Raw genomic sequence first — 25,772 nt, forward strand, 5'->3', positions numbered from 1 at the left:
AATATCTGCCGTCGGAAATGCGTCGGACAAGTGTCGGACATCTGTCTGGCACTTGCCCGCTCGGGCCCTATGACCCGTTATTGCATCTCCGCGCGGATTTGCTGACGCAGCACGTCGATCGGAACGTGTTTGCCATCGCGCTTGAAGGTCCAGTAGGTCCAGCCGTTGCAAGACGGTGCGCCTTCGAGATGGGCGCCGACCTGATGGATCGAGCCTTTCACATCATTGGAGACCAATGTCCCGTCAGCGCGCACTTTGGCGGTGCTGCGACCGTTCATGGAGACCAGCTCTTCGCCCGGACGCAGCATCCCGCGCTCCACGAGCTGACCGAACGGCACACGCGGCTCGGCACGTTTCGAGGTCGAGACACGCAGCGCGTCCTTGTCGAACTTGCGCACGGAAGCGATGCGTTTTTCGGCCACCTTGCGATATTTCTCTTCGCGTTCGATCCCGATGAACTCGCGGCCCAGCATCTTGGCAACCGCGCCCGTGGTGCCCGTGCCGAAGAACGGGTCGAGAATCACATCACCCGGATTCGTCGTGCCGACGATGACACGGTGCAACAGGCTCTCCGGCTTTTGCGTCGGGTGGGCCTTGTCGCCGTTATCATCCTTGAGGCGCTCGCCGCCGTTGCAGATCGGCAGAACCCAATCGGAACGCATCTGGATGCCTTCGTTGAGGGCCTTCATCGCTTCGTAGTTGAACGTGTATTTCGCCGCTTCGTTCTTCGACGCCCAGATCAGAGTCTCATGCGCGTTGGTCAGGCGTTTGCCACGGAAGTTCGGCATCGGGTTGGACTTGCGCCACACAACATCGTTCAAAATCCAGTAACCCTGATTCTGAAGCTCCGCGCCGAGGCGGAAGACGTTGTGATAGGAGCCGATCACCCAGATCGCGCCATTCGGCTTGAGAATCCGACGCGCGGCTTTGAGCCATTCGCGGGTGAAATTGTCATAAACCTTGAAACTGTCGAATTGGTCCCAAGCATCATCCACCGCATCCACTTTGGAATTGTCCGGACGGTGCAAATCCCCCCGCAGTTGCAGGTTATAGGGCGGATCAGCGAAAATCAGGTCAACCGACTCTTCGGGAAGAGCGTTCATCACCTCGATGCAATCGCCAGCCAATATCTCATTGATCGGGAGCGAATTCGCTCCCTTGCGGATCGTTGTCTTCATCTTCTGCCTCATAATCGCGCCCCTTGTGGGACGTCGTTTTAACGCGTCATTTTTGACGTCATTTATGGCTCTAAAGATGAGTCATTGCTGATTCCCAGTCAATTTCTTTTTCGAATCAGTCACTTAACTTTTTATCTTGATACAAGATGTTGTGTATAGGTTTGAAGGAACGTCTATGGTGTGGGGTCACACCAAAATCTCGGAGTCCCTCCAGATGCAGTTTGGTGCCGTAACCTGCGTTTTTCTCCCAACCATATCCCGGATACTGTTGCGCCAAATCCACCATCAGCCGATCACGCCAGATTTTCGCAACAATCGAAGCAGCCGAAATCGACACCGAACGGGCATCGCCTTTGACAATCGCCTCGGCATCCAGCCCGAACGCAGGGGGCACCTTATTGCCATCGACCAGCACATAATCTGCGCCCCCCTTGAGCCCTGCCACGGCACGTTCCATCGCGCGCAGACTCGCCTGAAGAATATTGATCTCGTCAATTTCCTCGACCGAGCAGGAAGCAATGGAAACATCGGCTCTGGCGCAAATCTCGTCATAAAGCCCTTCACGCCGTTTGGCACTCAGAGCCTTGGAATCATTGAGACCTGCGGGAATGTCGTCAGGATCAAGCCAGACTGCCGCCGCCACCACGGGACCGGCCAAGGGACCACGGCCAACCTCGTCCACGCCGACGATACGGGTGTAACCACGCCGCGCGGCGGCTTCTTCGAAACTGTAATCGGGGACTGTTTTTACCATGCCCTTGTGAAGCCCATCACGCCCCGTTGCGCAAGAAAAAAGCGGGAGGGACCAGCCCTCCCGCAAGGTGACGCGACACATGGGGACACGAAATCGCGTATCTGCTCGATTTGATATTCAGGCTGTCCGCTTAGTGGCGGACGCTGTAGCCGAAATTGCTCAGGCACCCGACATCATAGGCGTCTTTCTTGCCCTGACGTGTATTGACGCGGGTCTCACAGGCACGCGGCAGCTGCGAGGTTTTGACCTTGTGGCCTTTCTGGCTCTTCAAACAATTTTCCATCGCCACCAGACGATGCTTGCCACCATTGCCTGCGCTCATCACGCATTGGTTCGGGATTTGAACACTGTGGCGCACAGGCGCGGGCCGTTTGCCGGGATGCGGATTGGAGACGGTCACTTTCGAGTCGTTTTTGTCGTCCAGCGCCTTGCCGATCACAAAGAGAGTCAAAAGCCCGCCCAGCACCAGAGCAGTCTCCTTTTCCCCTGCGCGGGCCGGAGCGGCGGCGAAGCCTGCGGTGGCGATGGAGAGCGCGAGAAGCCCTGCGGTAAATCTGGTCAGTTTCATCGGTCGTCCTTTCGAATCCTGTAGCCCGGTTGTTGCGGGCGATGAGGTGATGGGACTGTGATGGCCTGTATCGCGAAAATCGCTCAATAACAGCTAAATGTCATCGGATAACAACCGCGAAAACCGGCTTTGCTATTGAATAACATCTTTGAAACTCACAAGATCGCGTTCATGAAAAAACTCGTTCTCCCCCTGATCTTTGCGCTTGCCACCCTTCCGGGTCTGGCCGATGCGGCCTGTTACGCAAGCTACAAAGCCAAACGTGACAATCCGCTGAAACTGCATTTCGGTGTGGCCGAAGTGAGTGACAGCCAATGCACGAAAGCCGCCGCGGCAAAGGCGCTTTCCCCCCGTCTCGAAAAAGCGGGCTGGCATCTTTTGTCCATCGTCGCGATGATCCCGAAAGACAAACTGGGCGAGGTTAAAGCTGATGCTGGCGACTATTTCCTCCGATACTGACAGCCGCAAGGTATCACGGGTAGCGATCTACGGGATTGTGGCGATTGTCGCGATCCTGCTGGTGGCCGCCGTTTTGCTGTTTTTGAACCTGCCGGATGCCAACGCCTTCAATGCGCGGGTCGAGCGGATCTTTGTCGAAAACGATTTAAGGACGCGGGCGGAGATCAAACTTCTGGAGATTCTCGCCCAGTCGGGCACCTCCTTTTCCGATGTGCTCACCTCATATCGGATGGTGATTTTCGTGCTGCTGATCTTCTCCACGGCTCTGCTGATTGCGGCGCTGGTGTTTCTTGTGATGATCGTCGCGTTGAGCCGCCGGATGAGCGAGATCGAGAAACGCGGGATCGAAGTGTCGTCTCTGTTGATTTCCAGAGCGGAGAACACCGTCTATCTGAACAACATGGAATTCAAACTGACCCCTGCCGCCATCGAGACGCTTTCGGTGCTCGCGGAGGCACGGCTTGATGATGATGTGCTTTCAGGCGCGGAGATTGAGGCGGTGATTTCCGGTCGCAAGGAATCGGATTGCGACGAGGCCGCAGGGGCCACCCGCATCAAACGCCTGCGCGACACGCTGGGCAACCAGATGGTGAGCGAGCTTCTGGTGAAAAACATCGCGCGCAAGGGCTATATGCTCTCCTGCCCGCGGGACGTTATCAAGATGGTCTGAGACGCGGGTCTGGCGCAATCCCCCTGTGTCTCTCCCTTTGCGACACAAGGTCATTGCGACCGGCTTTCGCGCTCTCGGGGCTTGCCTGATCTCGCACACAGGCGTATCGAACACGGCATGTTTACAGTCTGCGCTCTCTATCACTTCACCCGCTTCGAAGACCCCGCTGCTCTGCGCGAGGGTCTGTTGGATCTTTGTCTGTCCGAAGGGATCACCGGATCGCTGCTTTTGGCGAAAGAGGGGATCAACGGCACCGTGGCCGGTCCGACGCCCGCCGCGATTGACCGGCTGGTGGCGCATATCCGCACGCTGCCGGGATGTGCCGACTTCGAATACAAACTCTCGACCGCGCAGGACCAGCCGTTCCTGCGGATGAAAGTGCGACTCAAGAAAGAGATCGTCACCATGGGGCAACCGGATGTCGACCCGAAAGCACGGGTCGGACATTATTGCACCCCCGAAGAATGGAACGAACTGATCTCCTCGGATGATGTGGCCGTGATCGACACGCGCAACGATTACGAGGTCCAGATCGGCACGTTCAAGGACGCTATCGACCCGCAGACCAAGACCTTTCGCGAATTCCCGCAATGGTGGGAAGAGAACAAGGACCGGTTCCACAACAAACGGATCGCCATGTTCTGCACCGGCGGCATCCGCTGCGAGAAATCGACGAATTACCTGTTGGGCCAAGGGATCGACGAGGTCTATCACCTCAAGGGCGGCATCCTGAAATATCTCGAAGAGGTGCCCGAGGAAAAGAGCCTTTGGGAAGGGGACTGTTTCGTCTTCGACCAGCGGGTGTCAATCGGACACGGGTTGGCCGAAGGGCCGCATGAACTGTGCCACGCCTGCCGCCGCCCGATTCTTCCCGAAGACAAAAAACGCCCCGAATATGAAGAAGGCGTGTCCTGTCACCAGTGTTTCCACGAGACCGACGAGGATCGCAAAGAGCGGTTCCGCGAGCGCCAGAAACAGATCACACTGGCCCGCGCACGCGGAGAGCGGCATATCGGCGGCTGATCTGCGCGTTTCGGGGATGTCTCAAGGTTTTGTTAACCAAATTCGTCTTTAATGGGCCCCGAACGTTTTAGCGGTGGGGCCAGAGACATATGCGACAACCTCCTTTGGTGTCCGTCATCATTCCGGCACATAATGCGGCGGAGTTTCTTGCCCGCGCGGTGCACTCGGTGCAGGCTCAGAGCATGGCCGATTGGGAAGCTTTGATCATCGACGACGCCTCCGAGGACGACACCCGCGCCCTCGCCTCACAGTATCAAACCCAAGACCCCCGCATCCACGCCCTCTCCCATGCGCAGAACCGGGGCGCGGCAGCGGCGCGCAATACGGGGATCGACGCGGCGCAGGGGCGCTACATCGCCTTTCTCGACAGTGACGACAGCTGGTTGCCGGACAAGCTGGCGCAACAACTTGCCTTGGTCAGGGAAACCGGCGCGGCCCTGTGCTACGGGGCGTTCTGGCGGGATCGGGGCGCGCGCAAGCGGCTGGTCAAACCGCCGCCCCGCCTCGACAGGGCGCAGCTTTTGCGCGGCAATGCGATTGGCTGTCTGACGGCGATGTATGATCGGGCGCAACTGGGGCGGCGCTATTTTCCGGATATGGCGCTGAGACAGGATTGGGCGCTCTGGCTCGACATTCTCAAAGAAACCGGTTTTGCCGTGGGCGTGACCGAGCCGGTGGCCACCTATCATGCGCGCGCGGGGTCTCTGTCATCGAACAAATGGAAAGCCCTCGCCGCCAACTGGCGGTTTTATCGGGATGTCGAAAGGATCGGGGCACCCAAAGCCACATGGCTTTTGGGAGAAAGCAGCCTGCGGCGCGTGTTGCGGGGATGATCTGGTCCAACGCAGACATCACCGTGGCCATTTCGACCATCGGGACCGGAATTGAGCGGCTGCGCCTGCCCGAAGCCCGTGCAGGTCTCACCTATCTGATCCTCGTGCAACAGCCCCCGTCGCAGATCGCAACGCCCGAGGTGAAACGGGCGGATGTGCGGGTGGAGACGCTGCCCTCTGTCGGTCTCTCCCACAGTCGCAATGCGGCGATTGACCTGTGCGAGACGCCGTTTCTGCTCTTTGCCGATGATGATATGGATTTGAACCCGAAGGGCATTTCCGCGCTTGCTGTCCATTTGGAACAGGACACGGAGCTCGCCCTCGCCGCCGGTTGGCGCGATACGGCGTTTCATGCCTACCGCCGGAGCAAGCAGCGACATGCGTTAACACTGTTCAATTCCGGCCGCGTCTGTGCGCCGGAATTCATGGTGCGGGTGGACAAGGTCAAGCAGAGCAATCTGCACTTTGACACCGGTTTCGGAGTCGGCGCACCGCAGCCGACGGGGGAAGATTATATTTTTGTCACCGACCTTTTAAAACGCGGGCTGAAAGCACAGTCCTTTCCGATCAAAACAGGCCATCATATCGGCGACAGCACTGGCCAGATCTGGCAGGATGCGACGCTCGTGCACGCACGCCGCGCCGTGTTGTCGCGCGTCTTCGGCCCTCGCGCGCCGCTGATCGCCTGTGCCTATGCCCTGCGCCACTACCGCAAGTTCAGCGGCCCCGACGCAGCTTTCGCCTTTTGCTGTGACAAGCTGGGACCGACGACCTCCCACGACAGGTCGGAAGAGTGCAGATAGGCCTCCAGCGCAACCACGATGTGATAATAGCTCGACGCCGGCATGTGATTTGAGACCACATCTCCTGTATGCATCCGCAATGTGTCATACCACCCGCCGTTCATCGGGGGAGACAGGTAATCCGCAATAAACCGCGCCAGAATATCGTCAGGGGTGAATGTCTCGGGCAAGGCATAGCCTTTGCGCGACAGGACCAAAGCCGCTTTGAGCAGTTCGGTTTGCGGCCACAAGCGACGGGTGTCAGACATCGGCACGCAGGTGTCCGGCAGGAACCCGCGCTGGTCGCATGTCCCCGCCGCCCGCAAGAACATTTTCTCCAGATCAACACCGTGGGGCTGGCCGGTCACTGTTTCATAGTGGTCCAGAAGATAGATCCATTCGGCCCCATGCCCCGGCTCGATCTGCTGCGCACCATCGCGATATGGCGTCCAGTCCGCCGCGAAGAACTCCAAAACATCGCCCTCGGAAGTCAGGAAATGCGTCTGGAACAGGGACAGACACTCCTGCGCCATTTTCAGAAAACGCAGTTCTTGCGTGACGCGGTAGGTTTCGGTTGCCGCCTCGAACAGGTGCATATGCGGGTTTTGGCGGCGCGGTAGCGGGTGGTCCGCCGCCTCGTGCCACCCCTGATCCGCCTTCAAGGACGCAAGCTGCCGCTCCACCCACGCCAATTCCGTAGACATATCCCGCCCCGAGTCGATCAGCGCCGAAACAGCCAACAGGACAAAGGCCAGATCATACAGATCGTGTTTGACCTGCGCGATTGAGAGGTCCGGATTGAGCGTGGCGACCAGATGACCGGTCTGCGCGCACACGCCCCGCGTCAGAGCGGTCTGAAACAGGTCATAAGCGGCAGTCAGAAGTGTCGGATCACTCCTTTGCTTTGCGAGCCGCGCGAAACAATAGGATTGTCGGAACTGGACGCGGATGCGGCGCTGTAGATTCGGCAAAGGGTCCCCGTGAATCGATAGCGCCTCCCACGACAGGCCGCTTTTCGGATCCATACCTGTTGCCCGCCAAAGGTCAGCGGAGGTGTTGTAAAGCCAGTTTTCTACCCAATCCTGCCAGAGCATTCTCAACCTCTTTTACTCAAATGTTTTGCGAAAACCCTGCGCTGCATCACGGCGGCAAATAACGTGCAACGCATTGATCCGAAGGGGCCACATCCGGATGGTGCCCCAAATTAGTTACGAAACGGTTTAAGCGCCCCTGTGCGCACCTTGTCGGAAAGACGCATTTGCGTGCTTCGAATCCTGCGGAGGAGGCGCAAAATGTAGATCGGATAGGCCCCGCTGAACGGCACCCAGTCCGAGGGGGGCTGACGCCTTCGGCGGTGGGGAATGTCACCCTCTCTCACGGGGGCAACGGGCAAATGATCCGCCAGGCTGCCAGCGCAATTCGCGTGGTGAATCTCCACATCGGGTTGTCGGGCGAGCAACCGGATCAGCTCCAGATCCAAAATATGATTGTGCAACCTGACATCCACGCCCCGCTCCGCAAGGTCGTGTCCCATGAGCGCGCGCTGGTGGGGACCGGGGTCATACATATAGCGTTGCGTGCTGGAATAGAGATCAATGCCCGCAACCACAAACCTGCGCGCGCCCGCAGCGTAAGCGATCAGAAGAGCGAGCGTTCCGGTCATCGGCTTGACATCAAAACGCGCCATCACGGCCTGTGCCTGTGCCGCGAAACCGTAATCGGGGTAAAGCGGCATGTCGAAATAGGGAACCGGCAGGATTTTCCGTCCCGAACGCACAATACGCGGATTGAAACTGCTCCACCCTCGGATGTCATACTCGTCCAGACAGGTCTTCAACGTGGACAAGGAAAACGGAGCCACGCGCGGATCACCGGCGGCCAGAAACAGGTCGACGCGATTGCCCAGCCATGTCTCCGGCTCAAAATAAAAATTGTTCATCCGTATGATCCGATCAGTGGCAAGGACTTGACCGGGGGTGACGTCTTTGATCGACGGTCCGTTTCCCGCAACGACCACAGTCATATCGGGGCTCAGGACTTGCATGCCAGAAGGCTGTCGCACAGACTGCGCAAGGCGCCGTTGCCGCCCGGATGAGGCAAAACCCAGTCGATTGCCCGAAGCACATCAGGGTGGGAATCCGACGGCCCCGCAGAAAGCCCTGCCTTCCGGATCGGCCCGAGATCATTCACATCATTGCCAACGTAAAGCACATCCTCCCAGTTCAAATCGTTCTCGGACAGCCATGTATCCAGTGCCGCCACCTTGTCATCCACCGCATGAAACACATCAATTCCGAGCTTTTCGGCGCGACGCAGGACAACCGGATTGCGTTCCTTGGAAAGGATCAAGAGCCTGTAGCGCCCGCTCGTGCGCAGCATGGACAGGCCCATGCCATCCCCGCGCGAAGTCACGACAGATTCGCGACCCGTCTCGTCCACAATCACCTTGTTGTCCGTGTGAACCCCGTCAAAATCCATGATCAGTGCCTTCACCGCAGAGAGGCGCGCGGTCCCGATCATCGGCTGCTTGCCCGTATTTGCGATCATGGAGCACAGGTCGAAATCGGCGAGCGTGTCGATTTCAACCGGCGGGTGATCGACAGGATAGAGCGCGACAGTGCCGCAAAACCTCTGGCCAGTGCGTGCGAAAGCCTCCGCATCAACACAATAGATCGCGCCGCTTTCCCGAAAGCTCGGTGGCAAGTCCTGACGCCGCTTGCGCTGTGTCCGTTCATTGTGGTTCAGACCGACACCGAAACCCGCCGCGTCATACCCCCACAAAAAGGAATGATCCGGCAGGACGGACAGCGCACAATCGGCCCCCTTTTGCGCCATTTCGGCCAGACAGCCGTCTATGTCCGCCCCCGTTGTGAAGGGCGACGTGCATTGCAGAAAGACCAAACGGTTCAACGCGGGATGTTTACGTTTCAATGCGTGATAGGCATGAAGCCAGCCGACCTCGGAACTCGCGGTATCACCGGCAAGCTCCTCCGGCCGCCAAAGAACATCTCCGCCATAGCGTCGGGCCTCCCGCGCGATCTCCTCATCATCGGTGGAGACCACGACATGATCCACGCCCTGCGCGGATTTACCCGCCAAGACAGAACGCCCGACAAGGGAAATCCCGCCCACAGGCCGCAGGTTCTTGCGCGGCACACCTTTGGAGCCGCCTCGCGCCAGAATAATACAGGCCGTTTTCACAAGGGCGGCAGGCGAGGTGTCAGAATGTGTCACGAGCGCCTCGTATTGAAAATTTTAAATACAGAAAACTCGACGCATGTTTGGTAATTTCCTATTCCGAATGGCGTGACGTAAAGCATCCTTGCATCTTTCTATCGTCTTGTTGGCAAATCCTATGTGTCTGAAATGCCGACCTTTTACTCTTATCGGGAGCACTATGGAGGTTTTCCCCGTCACAAAGAAAATAAGCCAAATGTACTAACGAATTGTTAATTTCGCCGATCAGGCACGGAGCCACCTGACACTCAAAAGGAAAAATGATGAAACAAACTTACCTCTCCGCCGCGCTGATCCTTGGCGCAGGCATGGCGCAAGCTGGCGAATACTGCCTGCTCGACGGGACAGAGATGTTCACTTGCACATTTAACGGCGGCACAAAGGCGGTCGAACTGTGCGACGCGGTCTGGGAAGATGGCGACATGGCCTCCTACGGGTTTTTCAAATCCAACGGCGATGTCGAAAAAGAGATCCTGCAGGAAAAGGTCACGATGCTCGCAACCCCTTGGAATGGCATGGGGAATTATGTGAGCGAATCCGTGCGGTTCGACGCGGATGAGAGCTATTCTTACGAGGTCTGGTCCGGTGGAGAGCGCGCGGAAGGTGCGGAACTTGACGGCGGCATCAATGTCATCAAGGACAATGAAGTGATCGCGACCCTCACCTGCGACACCGGCTCTGTCACCAGCGACCTTGGCACGCTGATCGATATGATCGATCTGGCCCAAGTCTCTCCGTAAAGAGGCCAAAGGATGCAGCAGTTTAACCTGAAACTGGCCTTCATCTGTGCGGTGATTGGCATGACACAGAGTGCCCTTGCCCAAGCCGTGTGCGAGGGCGAGGTGGTCTTTCAATGCGCGACTGATGATGCCGATTTCCGCGAGCAGATCACGGTTTGCGCACAGGACGAAAGCTATCATCTGGTGCGCCATGCGCTCGAAACCGGCGCGCTTTATTATGACACGCCGTTGGTTGCGCAAGCCTCGACCACATGGTTCGACTGGCAAGAGGGCGATGATCTGAGCATCGAGTTGGGGTTCTGGAGCGTTGATCTGGGCGAGCCTGTGACACTCCACGCCCGCCTTCCGTGGAACGATATGGAAGAGGCTGTTGCTATGGACGGGGAGGCGGAAATGTGGCTGCAATCCCCGCATTGGCAACAAGAGGTGAACCAGACATTTTGCCTGTCCAAGACGGTCTATGCCGACACCGAAGCGCTCTGGTCGGCGCTTGGCGAGCGCGGGCCTGTCGGGCTGTTCTTCTCCCAAGATGTCATCGTGCCGGAGCCTGGTGCAATCGACGTGGCCCGCGTAACTTCCCAGCCTTCCGCAGCTGGACTACCGGTCTACGCCTCCGCCACTCCCAACGCCGCGACACCGGTGTGGTGGCAGCTTTTCGAGGGGGACACGGTGGATGTCATAGCGTTTGAAGGGGACTTCCTCGCCGTGGCGATCCCGACCAATGGTGTTGACACCTGCGAGATCAGCGCCGATCAACTCTACGCCCCTTATGACGGTCCTTGCGCGACAGGTTGGGTCGATGGAGCCTTCCTCGAACGCGGAGAATAGAGGGGCGGTTCGGCGACTTGCCTAACATCCTGCGCGGGACACAAAGCGGGCCGTTCTGCACGGACCGTTTGCCATCTTTGAAACGCATGTGTTTGCAAAAGAGGTTCAAACTCCCCTCAAAAACGCAACGAAAAATTTATGTTTTGAATATAGAAAGTCGTTGATAAGATCTGGCAGAGGAATAAACGTCATCGAAACGGGAGGCCCTTCGATACGAGCATCACGGATCGCGCATTCAGTCGCATTCCGGGAAGGCTCCGTATGTTGGCGTTGTGGGGGAAGTAAATAGTCGAATTTCATGTTTAAACGGGTATCGCATAACATTCACAGGGTCGCAGTTGTTGCTCTGTTGACCGTTGCGCTTGTCGCGACGGCGTTTGCCCATCGTCTCCCAAGCCCCTCCGACCTCGCGATCGAAGCATATGTCATCGCGGGCGGTGATATATCAGACCTCTGTGGTGGTTCGGGGTCAGGCGGCCAGACAACCCACAGCGATTGTCAGGCCTGCCACATTATCGGCTCTGTCCTTCTTCCCGATCACCTGCCGAGCAGAGTCGAAGCGGATTACATCTTTGTCGCAACGGTAATCGCGCCACAGGAACGCCGCGCCATACGCGCAGTTCTGGACCCTGCGCGCGGCGTAAGAGCGCCGCCGCTGGCCTGATCCGCCTTTATACCGCTCACTCCAACCCATCGTCGCGCCACATGCGCAAGACCTGATCGAATTCGCATTTTCTGCGGCTCCTGACGGTTCTTGGCATCACCCAAACCGTGTCATCTCCGACACGCGTCATGGCCGTGGCACCGCAGCCGGATTTGGACTGATTGGTTGAAGGCGCCCCCTTGGGCCTTGGCGACACACAGGTTCGCCCCCAACCGCACCAATCACTCGAACACCATTCCAAAGGATACCCGACGTGCCCTTGTCACCCAGATTGCGCCGCCGCATTCGACAGCTTCACCGCTGGATCGCGCTAGCTTTCTCCCTCCCCCTTCTCATTCTGGCCCTGACCGGATTTCTCCTCAGTTTCGAGCCGTTGCTAAACAGCATGTCTCGCGGAACCGACAACCTCACCGCAGCGCGTAGCATCGAATTGCTGCAATCGGTTGACCCGCAAGGGAAAGCCAAAACAGTGACGCATCGCGGCTATGACGGAACTCTGGAAGTCGCAGGCCCCGGACTGCGCCCGATGGTTCTGGATATCGAGACAGGCGAGGTTACGCGGCACGGCATAATCGCCAGAACCTTCATCCTTTCGCGGCAAATCCACAAAGCATTTGTCGGCGATTTGAACTGGCTTGTCCTGATCTCCACTGTGGCAATGGGCGTGCTGATTGTCCTTGGTTTGCTGATGGGCTGGCCGCGTCGGGCGAACACGGTCTCCGGCTGGCACCGTGTCGGCGCGTGGATCGGGATGCCGCTGCTGGCGATCACAACGGTTACCGGAGTGTTAATGAGTTTCGGCGTCACCATGGGCGGCGGAGGAGCCTCCCCGATGACGATGGGCCGGCTCAGTGAACCTATGTCAATGGTGCAGGCCGTGCAGGCGGTTGAGGCCCAACAAGACTTATCGGCAATGGCCTGGATACGTCCCGCCGGACCACGCGTCATGATGCGTTATGCCCAAGGCGACCGGTTTCAGGGCTATTTTGTGACCCCCGACGAGATCGTAGCGGTGCCCAGAAACCTGCCCCGCGCCATTCACGAAGGCCTCTGGTCGATCCCTCTCGGGCTGGCAATGAACCTTATCGTGTCCATCCTGACCACAGGCCTGATCCTGACCGGCTTGATCATATGGTTCCGTCGCCGCCGCCCTGCCGCGTCCCTCGCGGCCTTCCGGAACGTCCCCCGATAACTTTCAACCGATCCCAACTCTTCTAAAGGAGCTTCAAAACATGAAACATATTCTCGCACTCTGTGCTGCCACGACGCTTGCGTTACCGGCGTTCGCGGAACAACCCGTCACCATCAACTTCGCCGCCGAAATTGACGGCAAGGCGTTTTCCTGCACAGAGACTTACGACAATCTGGGCAGCACCGACGCCAGCGTTAAAGGCACAGACTACCGCATGTTCGTATCGGCGCCGGCGCTCATCCGCACCGATGGCACGCTTCAGCCCATTGCCCTGGAGCAAGACGGCAAATGGCAGGTTGACGACACCGCCCTGCTGGACTTCGAAGATGGCACTGCCGGCTGCAACGGCACAGGCAATGCCGACATGAACACCAGCCTGCGCGGCACTGTTCCCGAAGGCGAATACCAAGGCCTCGCCTTCAACATCGCTGTGCCCTTCGAGAAGAACCACGGCGACCCGACGCTTGCCCCCGCCCCGCTGAACGCAACTGGCATGTTCTGGAACTGGCGCGGCGGCTACCGCTTCGTGCGCATCGACATGGTGCCGACAGACAAAGCAGAAAACGGGCCGAAGGGCTGGTTCCTCCATCTCGGCTCGACCATGTGCAAGGCCGCGTCCAAAACGGAGGCACCGAGCGCCTGTGCCAACCCCAACAATCTGTCTGTGACCTTTGCCGAGTTTGATCCCGTCAGCAATCTGGTCGTGATCGACCCTGCGCCAGTGGTGGCCGAAGCAGACCTGCGCATCAACGCAGCGGACACATCCCCCGGCTGCATGTCCTTCCCCGGCGATGCGGATTGCGTAACGGTGATGGAAAAACTTGGCATGGCTTACGAGGATATTCCCGCAGGCCCCCAACAACTCGTTTCGGTCCGTTAAGCCATGCGCAGGGCATTCGCGGCGCTCGCAATTCTGGTCTTCACCGTGGCCCATGCCCGCGGGGAACAGAGCATGTTCTTGCCGGAAGACGCTCCCTTTGTGTGGCCAATTCCGGCATGGATGGCGCCGCCACCCGTGCCCGAGGACAACCCGATGACGTCGGCCAAAGTCGAGCTTGGCCGGCGTCTGTTTTACGATGCGCGCCTGTCGCGGGATGGTACTGTTGCCTGTGCGTCCTGCCACGATCAGGCCCGCGCCTTTACCGACGGACGCGCACTGGCCATAGGCATTGAGGGCACTGTCGGTATTCGCAACGCTCCTCCGCTGGCCAATGTCGGCTACTTCCCCCTGCTCACTTGGGGAAACCCGCATATGACCTCGCTGGAATTCCAATCGCTCATCCCGATGTTTGGCGACAATCCTGACGAGATGGGCGGCAACGGGCGCGAGGTCGAGATATTTGCCCGCCTCGCGGACGATCCCTACTACAGGCACGCCTTCGCCGAGAGCTTTCCCGAGCGGCCTCAGGTTGATCTCTTTACCGTAACCCGCGCACTCAGCGCGTTTCAACGCAGCCTGATCTCTCTCGACAGCCCCTATGACCGTTTCAAATACTGGGGCGAGGAAGATGCATTGTCAGATGCGGCAAAACGCGGCGAACAATTGTTCTTTGATCATCGCTTTGAATGTTACCACTGCCATGTCGGCGTGCTTTTTACCGACAACCTGCAAACCACGCGTAGCGCGATGCCCGAGACAGGAAGCCACAATACCGGCCTCTACAACATCGACGGGAAGGGGGCCTATCCTCCTCATGCAACAGGGTTCTACGAGTTCACCGGCGATCCTGCGGACATGGGGCGGTTTCGCACTCCGAGCCTGCGCAATGTCGCTGTAACCGCGCCCTATTTCCACGATGGATCGGCCGAAACACTCGAAGATGTTCTCGCCCATTATCAACGCGCGGGTCGCCTGATCGAGGATGGCCCTTATGCCGGTGATGGTGCCCGCAATCCGCATAAAGACGGCATGGTTGTAGGCTTCAAGGCCAGCGAGCAAGAGATTGCGGATATCATTGCCTTCCTCGAAAGCCTCACCGATGAAGGATTCCTGACCAATCCCGCCTATCGTGATCCCTGGCCTGACGACCATCCGGCCACAGTCAACAGGATGATGCCATGAGGTTCCTTGCCCTGATCCTCGCGCTTTGCGCCGCCATGCCCGCAACGGCACATGAATTCTTCCTGAGCGGCTTGCAGATCATCCATCCTTCGCTGCCCGCCACCCCCGTCAATGCCAATTCCGCAGCCGTTTATATGGCGCTGTCCAATGAGGGCGATCAGGACGAACGCCTGCTGGGCATTGAAACCCCCTTTGGCATGGTGCGTTTTGTGCAACCCGTCACCGATGCCGAAGGCAACATCCGAATGCAAGAACGAGCATGGATCGACATTCCGGCGGGCGAGATCGTGTTGCTTGCCCGCGGCGAGCTTCGCGGCAGTCTGGCGAATGTGAACCGTCCGCTCATGGAGGGCGGCGAACTCACGGGCACGATGATTTTTGAAAAACGCGGGCGGTTCGACATGTTCTTCATGATTGATCCCGTCGAAACAGAAACCGAACATGATCCTGTGTCCGAGATCCAACGCGCGGCCCCGCCAATCGACCGCGCGGCTGCCGTTTCAGACATTGCAGCCAGCCTTCGCCACGCGCTTGGATCGCCTGATGCGGTCATCGCGCCGGTCGTGCTCTCCGAAAACATTGCAATTGCAGGCTGGTCGCTCGGCAACATTGGTGCGCGCGCATTTTTGCGGCGAGGCGCCGACGGCTGGAATGTCGAGCTCTGGTCAAACGCCAGCCTGCTTCAGCCCGCGACCCTGACAAGCCTCGGCGTTTCACGCCGTCAGGGCGACCCGCTACGCGCCGAAATGCGGGCGCAAGAAGCAGCACTCGGCCCCGCCTATTCGCGCCGTTTCGATGCCTTTCCGGGAACCGCCTACCCGACACACTCACAGCCATAGCGCCCCATGTTTTCCAGAAACACCGAACAGCCCTGACACCAAAGGATAGACCATGAAACTCTTGCTTATCGCCGTCCTGACGGGCGCAACGCCTTTCGCTACGTCTGCTGTCGCGGAGGATCATACGCCATCCGCAGACGAAGTGCAGGTCGCGGAATTGTCCGTCACCGGCGCATTCATCCGCGCCACCCTGCCACACGCGCCCGTCGCCGGCGGCTATATGACCATTGCGAACCACGGCATAACAGACGACCGGTTGCTTTCCGTCACAGCCCCAATCGGAGAACGCACGGATATCCATGAAATGACGATTGAAAACGACGTCATGACAATGCGCGCCTTGCCTGACGGGCTACCCGTTCCCGCCGGAGAAACGGTGTCATTGCAACCTGCGGGCAACCACCTGATGATCATGGGCCTGAGCGCCCAGTTGGTAGAGGGGCAATCATACGACCTGACCCTGAAGTTTGAAAATGTCGGCGAAGTCACCGTGCCGTTTGATGTTCTGGCACTCAATGCACGCAAGCATCCGGGATTGCAGGAAACGGACACACACGCACCCGAATAACAAACCCGTAGCCTCTCACTATAAACGAGAGACCACTGGGGCATGTCATCTGCGACATCTCAAGCTTCCAAATTGCCTGTCTGCGTCATTCCCGTCGCCATATAACCACCATCAACAGTAAGCACCTCGCCGTTGACATAGGATGCAGCGGGGCTGGCCAGATAGGCCACAGCCTCAGCGATATCTTCCGGTTGACCTCGCCGACGGGCGGGCACCATGTCGAGGACACGCGACCACGTTTCCTCGCTGTAAGCGTTCAATGTCATGGGGGTCTCGACCACGCCCGGAGCGATGGCATTGGTGGTGACGCCTCGCGGCCCCAGTTCGAGGGCGAATTGCCGTGTCAGCCCCAATATAGCGGCTTTCGATGTGCCATAGGCGACCCGCCCGACCCCTGCTCGCAGGCCCGAAATAGAAGAAATATTAATAATTCGGCCATAGCCACGGTGAGCCATGCCCTGTGCGACATACTGGCTGACCTGGAAAGTCCCCGTGACATTCACCTCCATAACCTGACGCCATGAGGCTTGCGAAAATTCCAGCAACGGCTCGACCAAAATCAGCCCAGCGCTATTGACCAGAATATCGATGGGGCCGAATTGATCTTCAGCATCGGAAACCGCCGCAGGCAATCCCTGCGCGTCTGTCACGTCAAGCGCTACGGCAGTGGCCTCTCCACCTGCAGTTTTGATTTCATGCGCTACCGCGCGGGCCGCATCGATATTCAAGTCACTGACGGCCACCTGCGCACCCGATTGCGCGAGGCGCAGCGCACTGGCCCGCCCGATGCCCGATCCGCCACCTGTGATAAATGCAGTTCCATATGTCGTTCTATTTGTCATAGGTCTCTCCCTTCTCACGCTTCAGCGCGCCATCATCGTGTCAGGTAGCCACGTCACAATTTGCGGAAAGCAAAAAAGCAGAACGATGGTCACCATTTCGATTGCAACAAACCAGAGCGCCCCTTTGAAAACATCCGGCAACGGCGTGTCCCGATCAATCCCCGCAATGACGAAGCAATTCAGCCCGACCGGCGGGGTAATCAAACCGATTTCACACATTTTGACGCAGAGAATACCAAACCAGATCGGATCAAAGCCGAGGCCGGAAACAGTCGGGAACACAATGGGAAGCGTAATCACCATCATCGAGAATGCGTCAAGAAACATCCCCAGCGGGATATAGAGCAACAACAGGACCGCAACGATGACGTGGGGCGGAACCCCGCTTTCTGTGATAGCGCCTGCAATCATTTGCGGGACCTGAACGAGGGTCAGGAAATAGCTGAATATACCTGCCCCGATCATGGTAAAGAGGATCATGACTGTGGTTGTCGCAGTGGACCGGAAGCTTTCGGAAAGATTTCTCCCGAGATTTCCGCGTGCTGACTTCGCACATAACAGCATAATAAATGCTGCGAGTGCGCCGATAGCACCGGCCTCTGTGGGGGTGACCAGTCCGAGGTAAATTCCGCCAAGAACGATTGTGAAGAGAACAAGAACCTGCCACGCCTGCGTCGTGGTCGAAAGCCGCTCTCCCCATGAAGCTCTCGGCGCACGGGTGGAGCTATCTTGTACTCTGTGACCGATCAGCGCCACGCCAAGCATAAAGGCAACTGTTGTGATGAGACCGGGAACGAATCCGGCAATCAACATTTTACCTGCGGAGACTTCTGTGAGAGCCGCGTAGAAAATCAACAGAACCGATGGCGGGATCAACACGCCCAAAACACCGCCCGCAGCCACAGCCCCAGCGGCCAAACGGCGGTCATAGCCCTTTGCCTTCATCTCGGGGATCGCCACAGCCCCCACCGTCGCCGCAGTCGCAACAGAGGACCCTGAGGTTGCCGCAAATCCTGCCGACGTCAGGATACTCGCCATCGCCAGACCACCGGGCAAATGACCGACCCATTTATTTGCCACATGGAAAAGCCGCTTTCCGACTTGCGCATGATGCGCGAAGGCCCCCATCAGGATGAAGAGCGGGATCACCGTGAGCGCATAATTCGCGGTGTGGGCAAACGAAAAGGATTTCAAGCGGGCCAGCAAAAAGGCCAGGTTCTCAACCATCACAATGCCGAAAGCTCCGGACAGAGCCAAGGCGGCAAAGACCGGCGTCCCAAGTGCCATGAGGAAAAAGATTAGCCCGACGGCAAGCGCCGTGATGAGTGTCACATCCATTGTCGAAGTCCTGTTGTTGTAAGGCGCGTCACCGGTTTTAGAGCAGCGGCGCGCACTGGGGCGGTCAAAGAGCCGTTCCCGAAATCAGTGCAGATCGGACGGAATACGGTCCAGTTCTGGCAAGGCCACCTGCTTCAGCGCGATACGCAGGGCATGCACAACCGCCTGAAGCGCCGCAAACCATAGCCCGACCGCCACCGCGATTTTGGCCCACCAGATCGGCACCTGAAAATAGCCCCAGCGGAATTCACGGATCGAGAAGGAATAGATCGCTTCCTGTGTCGCGGGCCATGCCAGCATGACAAAGGTCAGCCCCGCGAAGAGCCACGCCAGAGCGGTGCAGCCACGAGACCAAGGACCGGGCAAGACATCGGTCATCATCGTGACACGAATATGCCCGTCATCAAGCAAGGTTGCCCCCAGCCCCATGAAGACCACCATCACCATGGACATTTCCGTCATTTCGAAAAGCCCCGGCACAGCGCGACCAAAGAGGGCGCGGGCCACCACATCCAATGTGATGGCCACCATCATGAAGGCAAGAAAGCTCAATGCCACCCATGATGTGATCCGGGCAATCCCGTCAAGCAGGCGGTTCAAACGCGCCAGCATGGCTTATAGACCCGCAGCGATTTCGACCGGACGCTTCATCGTTCCGGTGCCCGCGTGGCGTGCAATGGCCTCTTCGACAACCGCCTGCATGGCCGCACCGTCAATTCCATTCGGCTTGGCGACTGTTTCAACCCACTTCTCGACCTGAGCAGGTTGGACCGTCGCTTTGGCCTCTGCCTTTTCCGCGTCGGACAGGGATGTGAAGCTGACACCTTCAGCGAGGGCCTTTTGCACATATTCAGCCAGAACCGAGTTGTAGATTTCAGCGAATTTACCGCCGTAAAGCTCATCGGCCAAATCGGTGCAAACTTGTTGATGCTCGGCAGGCAGACCTTCCCAGACACGGCGGTTCATCACCGTCACGGCAGGCGCATGCGGGCCATCCCCGATGTCGTGGAAATTCGGTGCGATCTCGTGCAATTTATAAGCCACAGCAGTGACGAAGTCGAAACCATAGACCCCATCCAGCACGCCGCGCTCAAGCGCTTGGTAAACTTCACCGGCCGCCATTGGCACCGCAATGCCGCCGAACCCTTCAATGACATCTGTGGCCACGCCATAGGCACGAATTTTCTTGCCCTTGAGATCGGCAAGAGAGGTGATCGGTTCGCGCAAGATCAGAGGCGCGTAGTTCCAGTTGGTCCAGTAGAGCACTTTTGAGCGGTGACGCTCTTCCCATTCCTGACGCAGTGGCGCGAAGTTTTCATAGACATCACGGCACACCAGTTGCAGTTCGTCGGCACGCTCCATCCGGAAATACCACTCAAGCCCGCGAGTGACAGGAAGTTCGGCCTGATAATACCCCGGCGCAATCAGTGTCGTCTCACTTGTGCCATCCCGAACCGCTCCGAGATGCTCTCCCACCTTGTTGAGACTACCGGCCCAGTAGTATTTCATACCAATTTCGCCGTTTGTCCGCTTTTCCAGCTCTTCAAAGAACCAGCGGTCCACCCAGGATGGTCCGGCAGTTTCGCTCACATAGCTGTCGAATTTCAGCGATGTCGCCGCCTGTGCCAGACCGGGCAAGCCCGAGATCAGACCCGCGCCCGCGAGAGCGCCCCAGGTTTTCAGAAAGTCACGTCTTTTCATGGTGTTTTCTCCTCCAATGAGACCGAGCTCCTCCTGCCCGGTTGCCTTGTTGTACGGCCTAGGCCGATGCCGTCTTGGAACAAGCCCTGCTGCGCAGTTCCGTTTTCAGAACCTTTCCGTAGCTGTTTTTGGGCAGGTCCTTGACGAATTCGTAATGTTTCGGGCGTTTGAATGCCGCGATATGTTGTCTGCACCAGCTGTCAAGCTCCGGCACGCTGGCGCTTTTACCTTGCTCGAACACCACATAGGCGACCACTTGTTCGCCCCAGTCCGGTTCGGGCACACCGATCACGGCAACCTCAAACACGGACGGATGACATAAGAGAGCTTCTTCGACTTCGCGGGGGTAGATGTTCGTCCCCCCCGAGATAATCACATCCTTTGAACGATCTGTGAGATAGAGAAAGCCGTCCTCATCCAGGTGCCCGAGGTCACCTGTATGCAGCCAACCTCCGGCCAGAGCCTGCTCGCTGGCTTGGGCATTTTTCCAGTACCCCCTCATGACAGTCGGCCCTTTGACGCAGATTTCTCCCGTCGCTCCCGCGGGCAAAGGTGTTCCGTCACTCCCCAGCACAGCAAGCGTCACCGCGCCTTGGGCAATTCCTACAGAGGCACGGCGGGCCTGCCAACGCGGATGCGACTGGTCTGCGACCAAGTCACGCCCCAGAACGGAAATCGTCATTGGAGTTTCCCCCTGTCCGTAAATCTGAACAAAACGAGGACCGTAACAGGCAAGGGCTTCGTTGATGTCATTGGCATACATCGGCCCCCCGCCATAGATGATTGTCCGAATACCATCGCCGGTAAAACCCTGTGCCTTCGAAGCCGCAATCAACCGTTTGACCATGGTCGGCGCAGCAAAGAACACCAAATTCCCGCGCGTCTTGGCCAATCCGATGATCTCGTCACTGTCAAACCCGTGCGAAGCCGGAATCAGATGCGCCCCGCCCGCGCGGATATGCGCAAACATATACAGCCCCGCTCCATGAGACATCGGCGCTGCATAGAGCATGTGGTCTTCGGCTTGGGCGCAATCGACATCCAAAGCGTAGCACAGAGTCATCTGACGCACATTGTCATGACTCAGCATAACCCCTTTGGGCGTTCCCGTGGTGCCGGACGTGTAAAACAGCCATGCCAGATCCTGATCTTCGACCGGCACAGGAGCAGAGATTTTTTGGTCCTGCGCGGCATCCGCACAAAGCGCCACTTCCTGAATGTCGGCTTTGTCCGAAAAGAGTGCGCCACTTTCTGTAAATACAAGCGCCGCCTCCGCGTCCCGAATGATCCATTCGGCTTCACGCGGGTGCAGTTTACAGTTGATCGGCACCACCACGGCACCAATCCACCAACAGGCGTGGAGTAGTTCGATATACTCGGGAGCATTCTTTGCGAACACCGCCACACGATCTCCCGCCAGAATGCCATATTCTTCCCGCAACCACGCCGCGCGGTTGCACGTCGCTTGCAAAAGCTCGGCATAGGTCTGCCGCAACACGTCGCCCTCGTAGAGAGCTGGTCGGTTCGGCCATGAGAGCGCCGTCTGATACAGCCAATTTGCGATATTCATCGTCTTTTCAGTCCTTGGATCATCTGGATTAGGCGCGGTCGGCCTTCAAAATCGTTGCATAGTTGGCGACAGCCGCCCCGCCCATGTTGAAGGCAAGCCCCCATTCGGCGCCTGCGCGCTGGATATCCCCTGCGCGACCGGTCAATTGCCGGAACCCCAAAGCATGCATGGACACACCTGTTGCACCGACCGGATGTCCTTTGGCTTTGAGGCCGCCTGAAAGGTTCACGGGCGTGCGACCATCCGCATAGACAGTGCCCTCGCTCAGCGCGCGCGCGCCCTGCCCTTTGGGCGCAAGCCCCATAGCTTCGTAGACCAGCAATTCAGCAGGGGTGAAACAATCATGAACCTCGGCGAAATCAAGATCGGACACGGTGATCCCCGCCGCCTCATAAGCCATTTGAATCGCCCGCTCCGGCCCCTCGAAAGCGACGAAATCACGGCGGCTCATCGGTAGAAAGTCGGAGACGTGTTCTGCTGCGGCCATCAAAACCCGCGCAGAGGCATCTGCGGCATGGGCCTCGCTCGAACTCAGAACAATGGCAGCAGCTCCATCTGTGACCAAGGAACAGTCGCTCAAACGAAGCGGCGGCGCGATCAGCGGATTTCTCTCGCTCACTTCGCGGCAGAACTCGTAAGGCAATGCCTTATGCATATGCGCCAACGGGTTTTTCATTGCGTTCTCATGGTTCTTTGCGGCAATCCGCGCAAAGGTATCCATCGGATCGCCGTAGCGTTCTGCATATTGCTGGGCTGCCACGGCAAAGACCTGCGGAAAGCTCAGCCCTGCTTCTGCCGTATCATTCTGATAGCCCGCCCCCGCCAGTGCTGTCGTCACATCAGGCGTCGAGCGATGGGTCATCTTTTCTGCCCCTACGACCAAGACATTTCGTGCCCGTCCGGCACGAATGGCATTCATGCCCGCGTGAATTGCCGCAGCCCCGGATGCGCAGGCATTTTCACAACGTGACGCCGGTTTGAACCGCAAATCAGGATGGGCCTGCAAAATCAGCGAAGACGCAAAACCGTCCGGCACCAAACCGGAATTGAAATGCCCCAAGAATACAGCATCAATCTCCGCTGGAGGAATCTGTGCTTCCTCAATCGCTTCACGGGCAGCTTCGACAATCAACGCTTCGAGACTTTCCTCCAAACGACCAAAGCGCGTGTGACCGGATCCGGTAATAAAGATGTCTGTGGTCATGAAAATTCCTCCTGCACATAGGGTCATGCAAAAATCGCATAGCAGCAATTCGTAGAATTACGTATAAATCTACGTATCAACTACGTAGATGCATATGCAGCAAAGGGCAGGACTGATGAAATACGATCAAATCTCCGGTGCCGACCTTGACCTTACCGGTTTCATGGATGCCCCGATCGGCCTCATGGTCCTTTCAAATCGAGTCATTCAACGCGTGAACACGGAGATAGAGCGCATCTTTGGCTGGACCCGTGACGAGCTTGAAGGACAATCCATCCGAATTCTCTATCCGTCGAGTGTCGACTACGAAAAAACCGGTGCCAAGTGGCAACGATGGCTCAAGGGGCGTCCACGCTATGCGGACGAACGCTTCATGCAATGTCGCAGCGGGGAAATCATCTGGACCCGTGCAGCAGGGCGAACCCTGACTCCGACAGACCCCTTCCGCCTCATGGTCTGGACGTTTGAACATCTGGAAAACAAACCGGCCACCTCCGCGACATTGACCCCGCGTGAACGCGAAGTCGCGCGATATATCGTAAACGGCTACACCAGCAAAGAAACGGGGCAGGCCATGGGTATTTCACCGCGCACAGTTGAGGTGCATCGTAGCTCGGTCATGAAAAAGCTCGGGGTGCAGAACGCCGCCGAACTCGTCGCTAAAATGATTGTGCAGAGTTAGGTGGAAGGCGACCAAGTATTTAATCTTGGTCGCCCTGCTTAAAGCTTTACGCGAAAACCTGCATCACAGGTTCTCGGGAAGCGCAGCGTAATGTGTTGATGTGATAGAAAGCCCCAACCTCAAGCGATGGCACTTTCAGAGATCACAACATGTTATTTGGCGTTCCGCACAGTCTGTGTTTGAACACCAAGGCCCTCAATTCCAAGACGCATGATTTCCCCGCCCTTGAGGTAGGTTGGTGGTTTCAAACCCATGCCCACGCCCGGCGGAGTTCCGGTCGAAATGATATCACCCGGCTGCAGGCTCATGAATTGTGAGCAATAAGCGATCAGGTGCGGGACTTTATAAACCATCGTAGCGGTCGAACCGTTCTGATGGCGCACACCGTCAACTTCCAACCACATCGCGAGATTGTCAAAATCGCCAACTTCATCAGGCGTCACCAACCACGGACCCGTTGGGCCAAACGTGTCACAGCCTTTGCCCTTGTCCCATGTGCCAGCGCGCTCAATCTGATATTCGCGCTCGGAAACGTCATTGATGACGCAAAAGCCCGCGACGTGATCCATCGCATTGGCATCATCAATATAACTTCCGCCTTTGCCAATCACGACACCCAGTTCAACTTCCCAATCCGTTTTCTTGGACCCGCGCGGAATGATCACATCGTCATCAGGACCGATGATGGCCGAAGTCCATTTGTTAAAGATCACAGGCTCAGGCGGCACATCCATCCCGCTTTCAGCGGCGTGATCGGCATAGTTCAACCCGATGCAGACAAACTTTCCGGTTTGGCCAACGCACGGCCCAAGACGCAGATCGCTTTGCGGGGTGCCCTCCACAACAGGCAGCGTTGCAACGTCGAGCGCTTTCAAACGCGCAATGGTGTCAGGCAGCAGCGCCGTCCCCGCGATATCCGAGACATGGCCTGAGAGGTCGCGGACACGACCCTCCGCGTCCAAACAGCCGGGTTTTTCCTGGCCTGCGGGGCCGTAGCGCAATAATTTCATGATGTCCTCAGACGTTGGTTTGCAAAAAGAAAAGCGTCGCGGCCCATTTATACATGAGCCGCGACAGAAGTTAGATCAATCGTAAAGAACGGCCTGAATTTCAGGATTATCGATGTTGGACTGATCATAGTAGTAAAAGCCCGTATCAATGATTTCCGGCATCTCTTCACCATTCATTGCAGCAATCGCAGCCTTGACAGTCTCATAGCCAATTCCAACCGGATTTTGGGTGATCGCCCCCGCCATCAGGCCCGCACGGATCGCATCCGTCTGCGCTTTACCGGAGTCGTACCCGATGATGACAACATCCTCGGAGTTCATTTCGCGCACAGCGTTCACGATACCAATCGCGGAGCCTTCGTTGGTCCCGAACATACCAGCCAGATCAGGATTGGCGGTCAGGATGGCTTTGGCAACTTCGGTAGATTGCAGCTGATCGCCCGCACCATACTGAACACTGACCACTTCAATGTTCGGGTAGCTGGCTTCGATCTGGTTCAAGAAGCCATCGCGACGGTCAATACCAGTGCGGCTGGTTTGGTCATGAGCGACAACGGCGACCTTGCCTTCCCCGCCAAGAAATTCGGCCATTTTGTCAGCGGCCAAAGCAGCGGCAGCAACGTTGTCTGTCGTAGCTGTGGCAACCGGAATGTCACTGTCCACACCGCTATCAAATGCAATGACAGGGATGCCTGCGTCGTGAGCTTGGCGCAGCAGCGGGATGGCTGCCTGACTGTCGAGTGCTGCAAAACCGATGGCACCGGGATTGTTGGCCAAAGCGGCGGCCAACATGTCGATCTGACGATCCACCATGGTTTCATTGTCCGGCCCCTCAAACGTGATGCGCACGCCAAATTCGTCGGCGGCTTGATCAGCACCGGCTTTCACAGCCTGCCAGAACTGGTGCTGGAAGCCTTTCGAAATCAACGGGATGTAGATTTCATCTTGCGCAAATGCGGCGGGCGCAGATGCAATGGCAATTGACGCACTGAGTGCGGCGATAAGGGAGCGACGTGACAACATGATGG

At 57.7% G+C, this 25,772-nt stretch carries 28 protein-coding genes; 14 read left to right on the forward strand and 14 right to left on the reverse strand.

The genetic code is table 11. From position 1 onward, the window contains the following. Positions 1-77: 77 nt before the first annotated feature. The 3 genes from BM152_RS09535 to BM152_RS09545 all read right to left on the reverse strand — a co-directional run bounded on the left by BM152_RS09535 (position 78) and on the right by BM152_RS09545 (position 2,500). Positions 78-1,178, reverse strand: a complete 1,101-nt coding sequence (locus tag BM152_RS09535; protein WP_066604698.1) for a site-specific DNA-methyltransferase — start codon at positions 1,176-1,178, stop codon at positions 78-80. 115 nt (positions 1,179-1,293) lie between these two features. After that, a complete protein-coding gene (locus BM152_RS09540) occupies positions 1,294-1,932 on the reverse strand; it encodes a ribonuclease HII (RefSeq protein WP_066604695.1) in 639 nt (212 codons plus the stop codon). Between the two features lie 130 nt (positions 1,933-2,062). Beyond that, positions 2,063-2,500, reverse strand: coding sequence for a hypothetical protein (locus BM152_RS09545; protein WP_066604185.1), 438 nt, complete (start codon positions 2,498-2,500; stop codon positions 2,063-2,065). Positions 2,501-2,671: 171 nt separating this feature from the next. On the opposite strand from BM152_RS09545, the gene BM152_RS09550 reads away from it, so the two are divergent. The 5 genes from BM152_RS09550 (at position 2,672) to BM152_RS09570 (ending at position 6,288) form a co-directional block, all read left to right on the forward strand. Continuing rightward, positions 2,672-2,959: a hypothetical protein gene (locus BM152_RS09550; protein ID WP_066604183.1), complete on the forward strand. Its 288-nt coding sequence runs from the start codon at positions 2,672-2,674 to the stop codon at positions 2,957-2,959. Then, positions 2,931-3,629 carry a winged helix-turn-helix domain-containing protein gene (locus BM152_RS09555; RefSeq protein WP_066604182.1) on the forward strand — a complete coding sequence of 233 codons (699 nt, stop codon included), beginning with the start codon at positions 2,931-2,933 and terminating at the stop codon, positions 3,627-3,629. The genes BM152_RS09550 and BM152_RS09555 overlap by 29 nt, the downstream gene beginning before the upstream one ends. Before the next feature lie 117 nt (positions 3,630-3,746). Next, on the forward strand, positions 3,747-4,652 hold the full coding sequence (gene trhO, locus BM152_RS09560) for an oxygen-dependent tRNA uridine(34) hydroxylase TrhO (RefSeq protein ID WP_066604181.1): 906 nt from the start codon (positions 3,747-3,749) through the stop codon (positions 4,650-4,652). Positions 4,653-4,741: 89 nt separating this feature from the next. Continuing rightward, on the forward strand, positions 4,742-5,485 hold the full coding sequence (locus BM152_RS09565; RefSeq protein WP_066604180.1) for a glycosyltransferase family 2 protein: 744 nt from the start codon (positions 4,742-4,744) through the stop codon (positions 5,483-5,485). After that, positions 5,440-6,288, forward strand: a complete 849-nt coding sequence (locus BM152_RS09570) for a glycosyltransferase family 2 protein (protein ID WP_066604178.1) — start codon at positions 5,440-5,442, stop codon at positions 6,286-6,288. The genes BM152_RS09565 and BM152_RS09570 overlap by 46 nt, the downstream gene beginning before the upstream one ends. Here BM152_RS09570 and BM152_RS09575 read toward each other — a convergent pair. The 3 genes from BM152_RS09575 to BM152_RS09585 all read right to left on the reverse strand — a co-directional run bounded on the left by BM152_RS09575 (position 6,192) and on the right by BM152_RS09585 (position 9,501). Further along, positions 6,192-7,361: an AGE family epimerase/isomerase gene (locus tag BM152_RS09575; RefSeq protein WP_074914140.1), complete on the reverse strand. Its 1,170-nt coding sequence runs from the start codon at positions 7,359-7,361 to the stop codon at positions 6,192-6,194. The genes BM152_RS09570 and BM152_RS09575 overlap by 97 nt on opposite strands. Before the next feature lie 110 nt (positions 7,362-7,471). Continuing rightward, a complete protein-coding gene (locus BM152_RS09580) occupies positions 7,472-8,206 on the reverse strand; it encodes a phospholipase D-like domain-containing protein (protein WP_158527949.1) in 735 nt (244 codons plus the stop codon). Between the two features lie 92 nt (positions 8,207-8,298). After that, on the reverse strand, positions 8,299-9,501 hold the full coding sequence (locus BM152_RS09585) for an acylneuraminate cytidylyltransferase (protein ID WP_066604175.1): 1,203 nt from the start codon (positions 9,499-9,501) through the stop codon (positions 8,299-8,301). 266 nt (positions 9,502-9,767) lie between these two features. Here BM152_RS09585 and BM152_RS09590 point away from each other — a divergent pair, with 266 nt between their 5' ends. From BM152_RS09590 to BM152_RS09625, 8 genes are all read left to right on the forward strand, one after another. Beyond that, the gene (locus BM152_RS09590; RefSeq protein ID WP_066604173.1) at positions 9,768-10,244 is read left to right on the forward strand and encodes a hypothetical protein; all 477 of its coding nucleotides are present in this window, start codon (positions 9,768-9,770) and stop codon (positions 10,242-10,244) included. Between the two features lie 12 nt (positions 10,245-10,256). Beyond that, positions 10,257-11,072, forward strand: coding sequence for a hypothetical protein (locus BM152_RS09595; RefSeq protein ID WP_066604170.1), 816 nt, complete (start codon positions 10,257-10,259; stop codon positions 11,070-11,072). 298 nt (positions 11,073-11,370) lie between these two features. Next, positions 11,371-11,736: a hypothetical protein gene (locus BM152_RS09600; RefSeq protein ID WP_066604167.1), complete on the forward strand. Its 366-nt coding sequence runs from the start codon at positions 11,371-11,373 to the stop codon at positions 11,734-11,736. Between the two features lie 253 nt (positions 11,737-11,989). Next, positions 11,990-12,928: a PepSY-associated TM helix domain-containing protein gene (locus BM152_RS09605; protein ID WP_158527948.1), complete on the forward strand. Its 939-nt coding sequence runs from the start codon at positions 11,990-11,992 to the stop codon at positions 12,926-12,928. 40 nt (positions 12,929-12,968) lie between these two features. Continuing rightward, positions 12,969-13,808 carry an MbnP family copper-binding protein gene (locus BM152_RS09610; RefSeq protein ID WP_066604162.1) on the forward strand — a complete coding sequence of 280 codons (840 nt, stop codon included), beginning with the start codon at positions 12,969-12,971 and terminating at the stop codon, positions 13,806-13,808. A 3-nt stretch (positions 13,809-13,811) separates the two neighbouring features. Next, the gene (locus BM152_RS09615; protein WP_066604159.1) at positions 13,812-14,990 is read left to right on the forward strand and encodes a methanobactin export MATE transporter MbnM; all 1,179 of its coding nucleotides are present in this window, start codon (positions 13,812-13,814) and stop codon (positions 14,988-14,990) included. Continuing rightward, a complete protein-coding gene (locus tag BM152_RS09620) occupies positions 14,987-15,829 on the forward strand; it encodes a copper uptake system-associated protein (protein WP_066604157.1) in 843 nt (280 codons plus the stop codon). Before BM152_RS09615 ends, BM152_RS09620 begins: the two co-directional genes overlap by 4 nt. 52 nt (positions 15,830-15,881) lie before the next feature. Further along, positions 15,882-16,397: a copper chaperone PCu(A)C gene (locus BM152_RS09625; protein WP_066604155.1), complete on the forward strand. Its 516-nt coding sequence runs from the start codon at positions 15,882-15,884 to the stop codon at positions 16,395-16,397. A 59-nt stretch (positions 16,398-16,456) separates the two neighbouring features. Here the strand turns inward: BM152_RS09625 and BM152_RS09630 are convergent, their stop codons facing one another. The 6 genes from BM152_RS09630 to BM152_RS09655 all read right to left on the reverse strand — a co-directional run bounded on the left by BM152_RS09630 (position 16,457) and on the right by BM152_RS09655 (position 23,052). Further along, positions 16,457-17,239 (reverse strand): SDR family NAD(P)-dependent oxidoreductase, encoded by a 783-nt coding sequence (locus BM152_RS09630; RefSeq protein ID WP_066604151.1) that lies wholly within the window; start codon positions 17,237-17,239, stop codon positions 16,457-16,459. Positions 17,240-17,260: 21 nt separating this feature from the next. Then, complete coding sequence (locus BM152_RS09635; protein WP_066604148.1) at positions 17,261-18,577, reverse strand: TRAP transporter large permease; 1,317 nt, start codon at positions 18,575-18,577, stop codon at positions 17,261-17,263. 84 nt (positions 18,578-18,661) lie between these two features. Beyond that, positions 18,662-19,189 carry a TRAP transporter small permease gene (locus BM152_RS09640; protein ID WP_066604146.1) on the reverse strand — a complete coding sequence of 176 codons (528 nt, stop codon included), beginning with the start codon at positions 19,187-19,189 and terminating at the stop codon, positions 18,662-18,664. A gap of 3 nt (positions 19,190-19,192) precedes the next feature. Continuing rightward, entirely contained in the window at positions 19,193-20,278 is a 1,086-nt protein-coding gene (locus tag BM152_RS09645; RefSeq protein ID WP_066604142.1) for a C4-dicarboxylate TRAP transporter substrate-binding protein, read from the reverse strand. A gap of 58 nt (positions 20,279-20,336) precedes the next feature. Further along, positions 20,337-21,848: a class I adenylate-forming enzyme family protein gene (locus BM152_RS09650; protein WP_066604139.1), complete on the reverse strand. Its 1,512-nt coding sequence runs from the start codon at positions 21,846-21,848 to the stop codon at positions 20,337-20,339. Between the two features lie 28 nt (positions 21,849-21,876). Further along, entirely contained in the window at positions 21,877-23,052 is a 1,176-nt protein-coding gene (locus tag BM152_RS09655) for a thiolase domain-containing protein (protein WP_066604132.1), read from the reverse strand. Positions 23,053-23,167: 115 nt separating this feature from the next. Here BM152_RS09655 and BM152_RS09660 point away from each other — a divergent pair, with 115 nt between their 5' ends. After that, on the forward strand, positions 23,168-23,734 hold the full coding sequence (locus BM152_RS09660; RefSeq protein WP_066604129.1) for a LuxR C-terminal-related transcriptional regulator: 567 nt from the start codon (positions 23,168-23,170) through the stop codon (positions 23,732-23,734). Between the two features lie 152 nt (positions 23,735-23,886). On the opposite strand, the gene BM152_RS09665 is transcribed toward BM152_RS09660, so the two are convergent. Both BM152_RS09665 and BM152_RS09670 read right to left on the reverse strand, forming a co-directional pair. After that, positions 23,887-24,744 (reverse strand): fumarylacetoacetate hydrolase family protein, encoded by an 858-nt coding sequence (locus tag BM152_RS09665; RefSeq protein WP_066604126.1) that lies wholly within the window; start codon positions 24,742-24,744, stop codon positions 23,887-23,889. Between the two features lie 75 nt (positions 24,745-24,819). Beyond that, on the reverse strand, positions 24,820-25,767 hold the full coding sequence (locus BM152_RS09670; RefSeq protein WP_066604124.1) for an ABC transporter substrate-binding protein: 948 nt from the start codon (positions 25,765-25,767) through the stop codon (positions 24,820-24,822). Between the last annotated feature and the right edge of the window lie 5 nt (positions 25,768-25,772).

Origin of the sequence: Celeribacter halophilus, assembly GCF_900114135.1 — a bacterium.
Taxonomy (GTDB): Bacteria; Pseudomonadota; Alphaproteobacteria; order Rhodobacterales; family Rhodobacteraceae; genus Celeribacter; species Celeribacter halophilus.

Coding starts and splice junctions, on each gene's coding strand:
- BM152_RS09535 (WP_066604698.1), bottom strand. CDS start 1,178: ATGAAGACAACGATCCGCAAGGGAGCGAATTCGCTCCCGATCAATGAG.
- BM152_RS09540 (WP_066604695.1), bottom strand. CDS start 1,932: ATGGTAAAAACAGTCCCCGATTACAGTTTCGAAGAAGCCGCCGCGCGG.
- BM152_RS09545 (WP_066604185.1), bottom strand. CDS start 2,500: ATGAAACTGACCAGATTTACCGCAGGGCTTCTCGCGCTCTCCATCGCC.
- BM152_RS09550 (WP_066604183.1), top strand. CDS start 2,672: ATGAAAAAACTCGTTCTCCCCCTGATCTTTGCGCTTGCCACCCTTCCG.
- BM152_RS09555 (WP_066604182.1), top strand. CDS start 2,931: ATGCTGGCGACTATTTCCTCCGATACTGACAGCCGCAAGGTATCACGG.
- trhO (WP_066604181.1), top strand. CDS start 3,747: ATGTTTACAGTCTGCGCTCTCTATCACTTCACCCGCTTCGAAGACCCC.
- BM152_RS09565 (WP_066604180.1), top strand. CDS start 4,742: ATGCGACAACCTCCTTTGGTGTCCGTCATCATTCCGGCACATAATGCG.
- BM152_RS09570 (WP_066604178.1), top strand. CDS start 5,440: ATGGCTTTTGGGAGAAAGCAGCCTGCGGCGCGTGTTGCGGGGATGATC.
- BM152_RS09575 (WP_074914140.1), bottom strand. CDS start 7,361: ATGCTCTGGCAGGATTGGGTAGAAAACTGGCTTTACAACACCTCCGCT.
- BM152_RS09580 (WP_158527949.1), bottom strand. CDS start 8,206: ATGAACAATTTTTATTTTGAGCCGGAGACATGGCTGGGCAATCGCGTC.
- BM152_RS09590 (WP_066604173.1), top strand. CDS start 9,768: ATGAAACAAACTTACCTCTCCGCCGCGCTGATCCTTGGCGCAGGCATG.
- BM152_RS09595 (WP_066604170.1), top strand. CDS start 10,257: ATGCAGCAGTTTAACCTGAAACTGGCCTTCATCTGTGCGGTGATTGGC.
- BM152_RS09600 (WP_066604167.1), top strand. CDS start 11,371: ATGTTTAAACGGGTATCGCATAACATTCACAGGGTCGCAGTTGTTGCT.
- BM152_RS09610 (WP_066604162.1), top strand. CDS start 12,969: ATGAAACATATTCTCGCACTCTGTGCTGCCACGACGCTTGCGTTACCG.
- BM152_RS09615 (WP_066604159.1), top strand. CDS start 13,812: ATGCGCAGGGCATTCGCGGCGCTCGCAATTCTGGTCTTCACCGTGGCC.
- BM152_RS09620 (WP_066604157.1), top strand. CDS start 14,987: ATGAGGTTCCTTGCCCTGATCCTCGCGCTTTGCGCCGCCATGCCCGCA.
- BM152_RS09625 (WP_066604155.1), top strand. CDS start 15,882: ATGAAACTCTTGCTTATCGCCGTCCTGACGGGCGCAACGCCTTTCGCT.
- BM152_RS09630 (WP_066604151.1), bottom strand. CDS start 17,239: ATGACAAATAGAACGACATATGGAACTGCATTTATCACAGGTGGCGGA.
- BM152_RS09635 (WP_066604148.1), bottom strand. CDS start 18,577: ATGGATGTGACACTCATCACGGCGCTTGCCGTCGGGCTAATCTTTTTC.
- BM152_RS09640 (WP_066604146.1), bottom strand. CDS start 19,189: ATGCTGGCGCGTTTGAACCGCCTGCTTGACGGGATTGCCCGGATCACA.
- BM152_RS09645 (WP_066604142.1), bottom strand. CDS start 20,278: ATGAAAAGACGTGACTTTCTGAAAACCTGGGGCGCTCTCGCGGGCGCG.
- BM152_RS09650 (WP_066604139.1), bottom strand. CDS start 21,848: ATGAATATCGCAAATTGGCTGTATCAGACGGCGCTCTCATGGCCGAAC.
- BM152_RS09655 (WP_066604132.1), bottom strand. CDS start 23,052: ATGACCACAGACATCTTTATTACCGGATCCGGTCACACGCGCTTTGGT.
- BM152_RS09660 (WP_066604129.1), top strand. CDS start 23,168: ATGAAATACGATCAAATCTCCGGTGCCGACCTTGACCTTACCGGTTTC.
- BM152_RS09665 (WP_066604126.1), bottom strand. CDS start 24,744: ATGAAATTATTGCGCTACGGCCCCGCAGGCCAGGAAAAACCCGGCTGT.
- BM152_RS09670 (WP_066604124.1), bottom strand. CDS start 25,767: ATGTTGTCACGTCGCTCCCTTATCGCCGCACTCAGTGCGTCAATTGCC.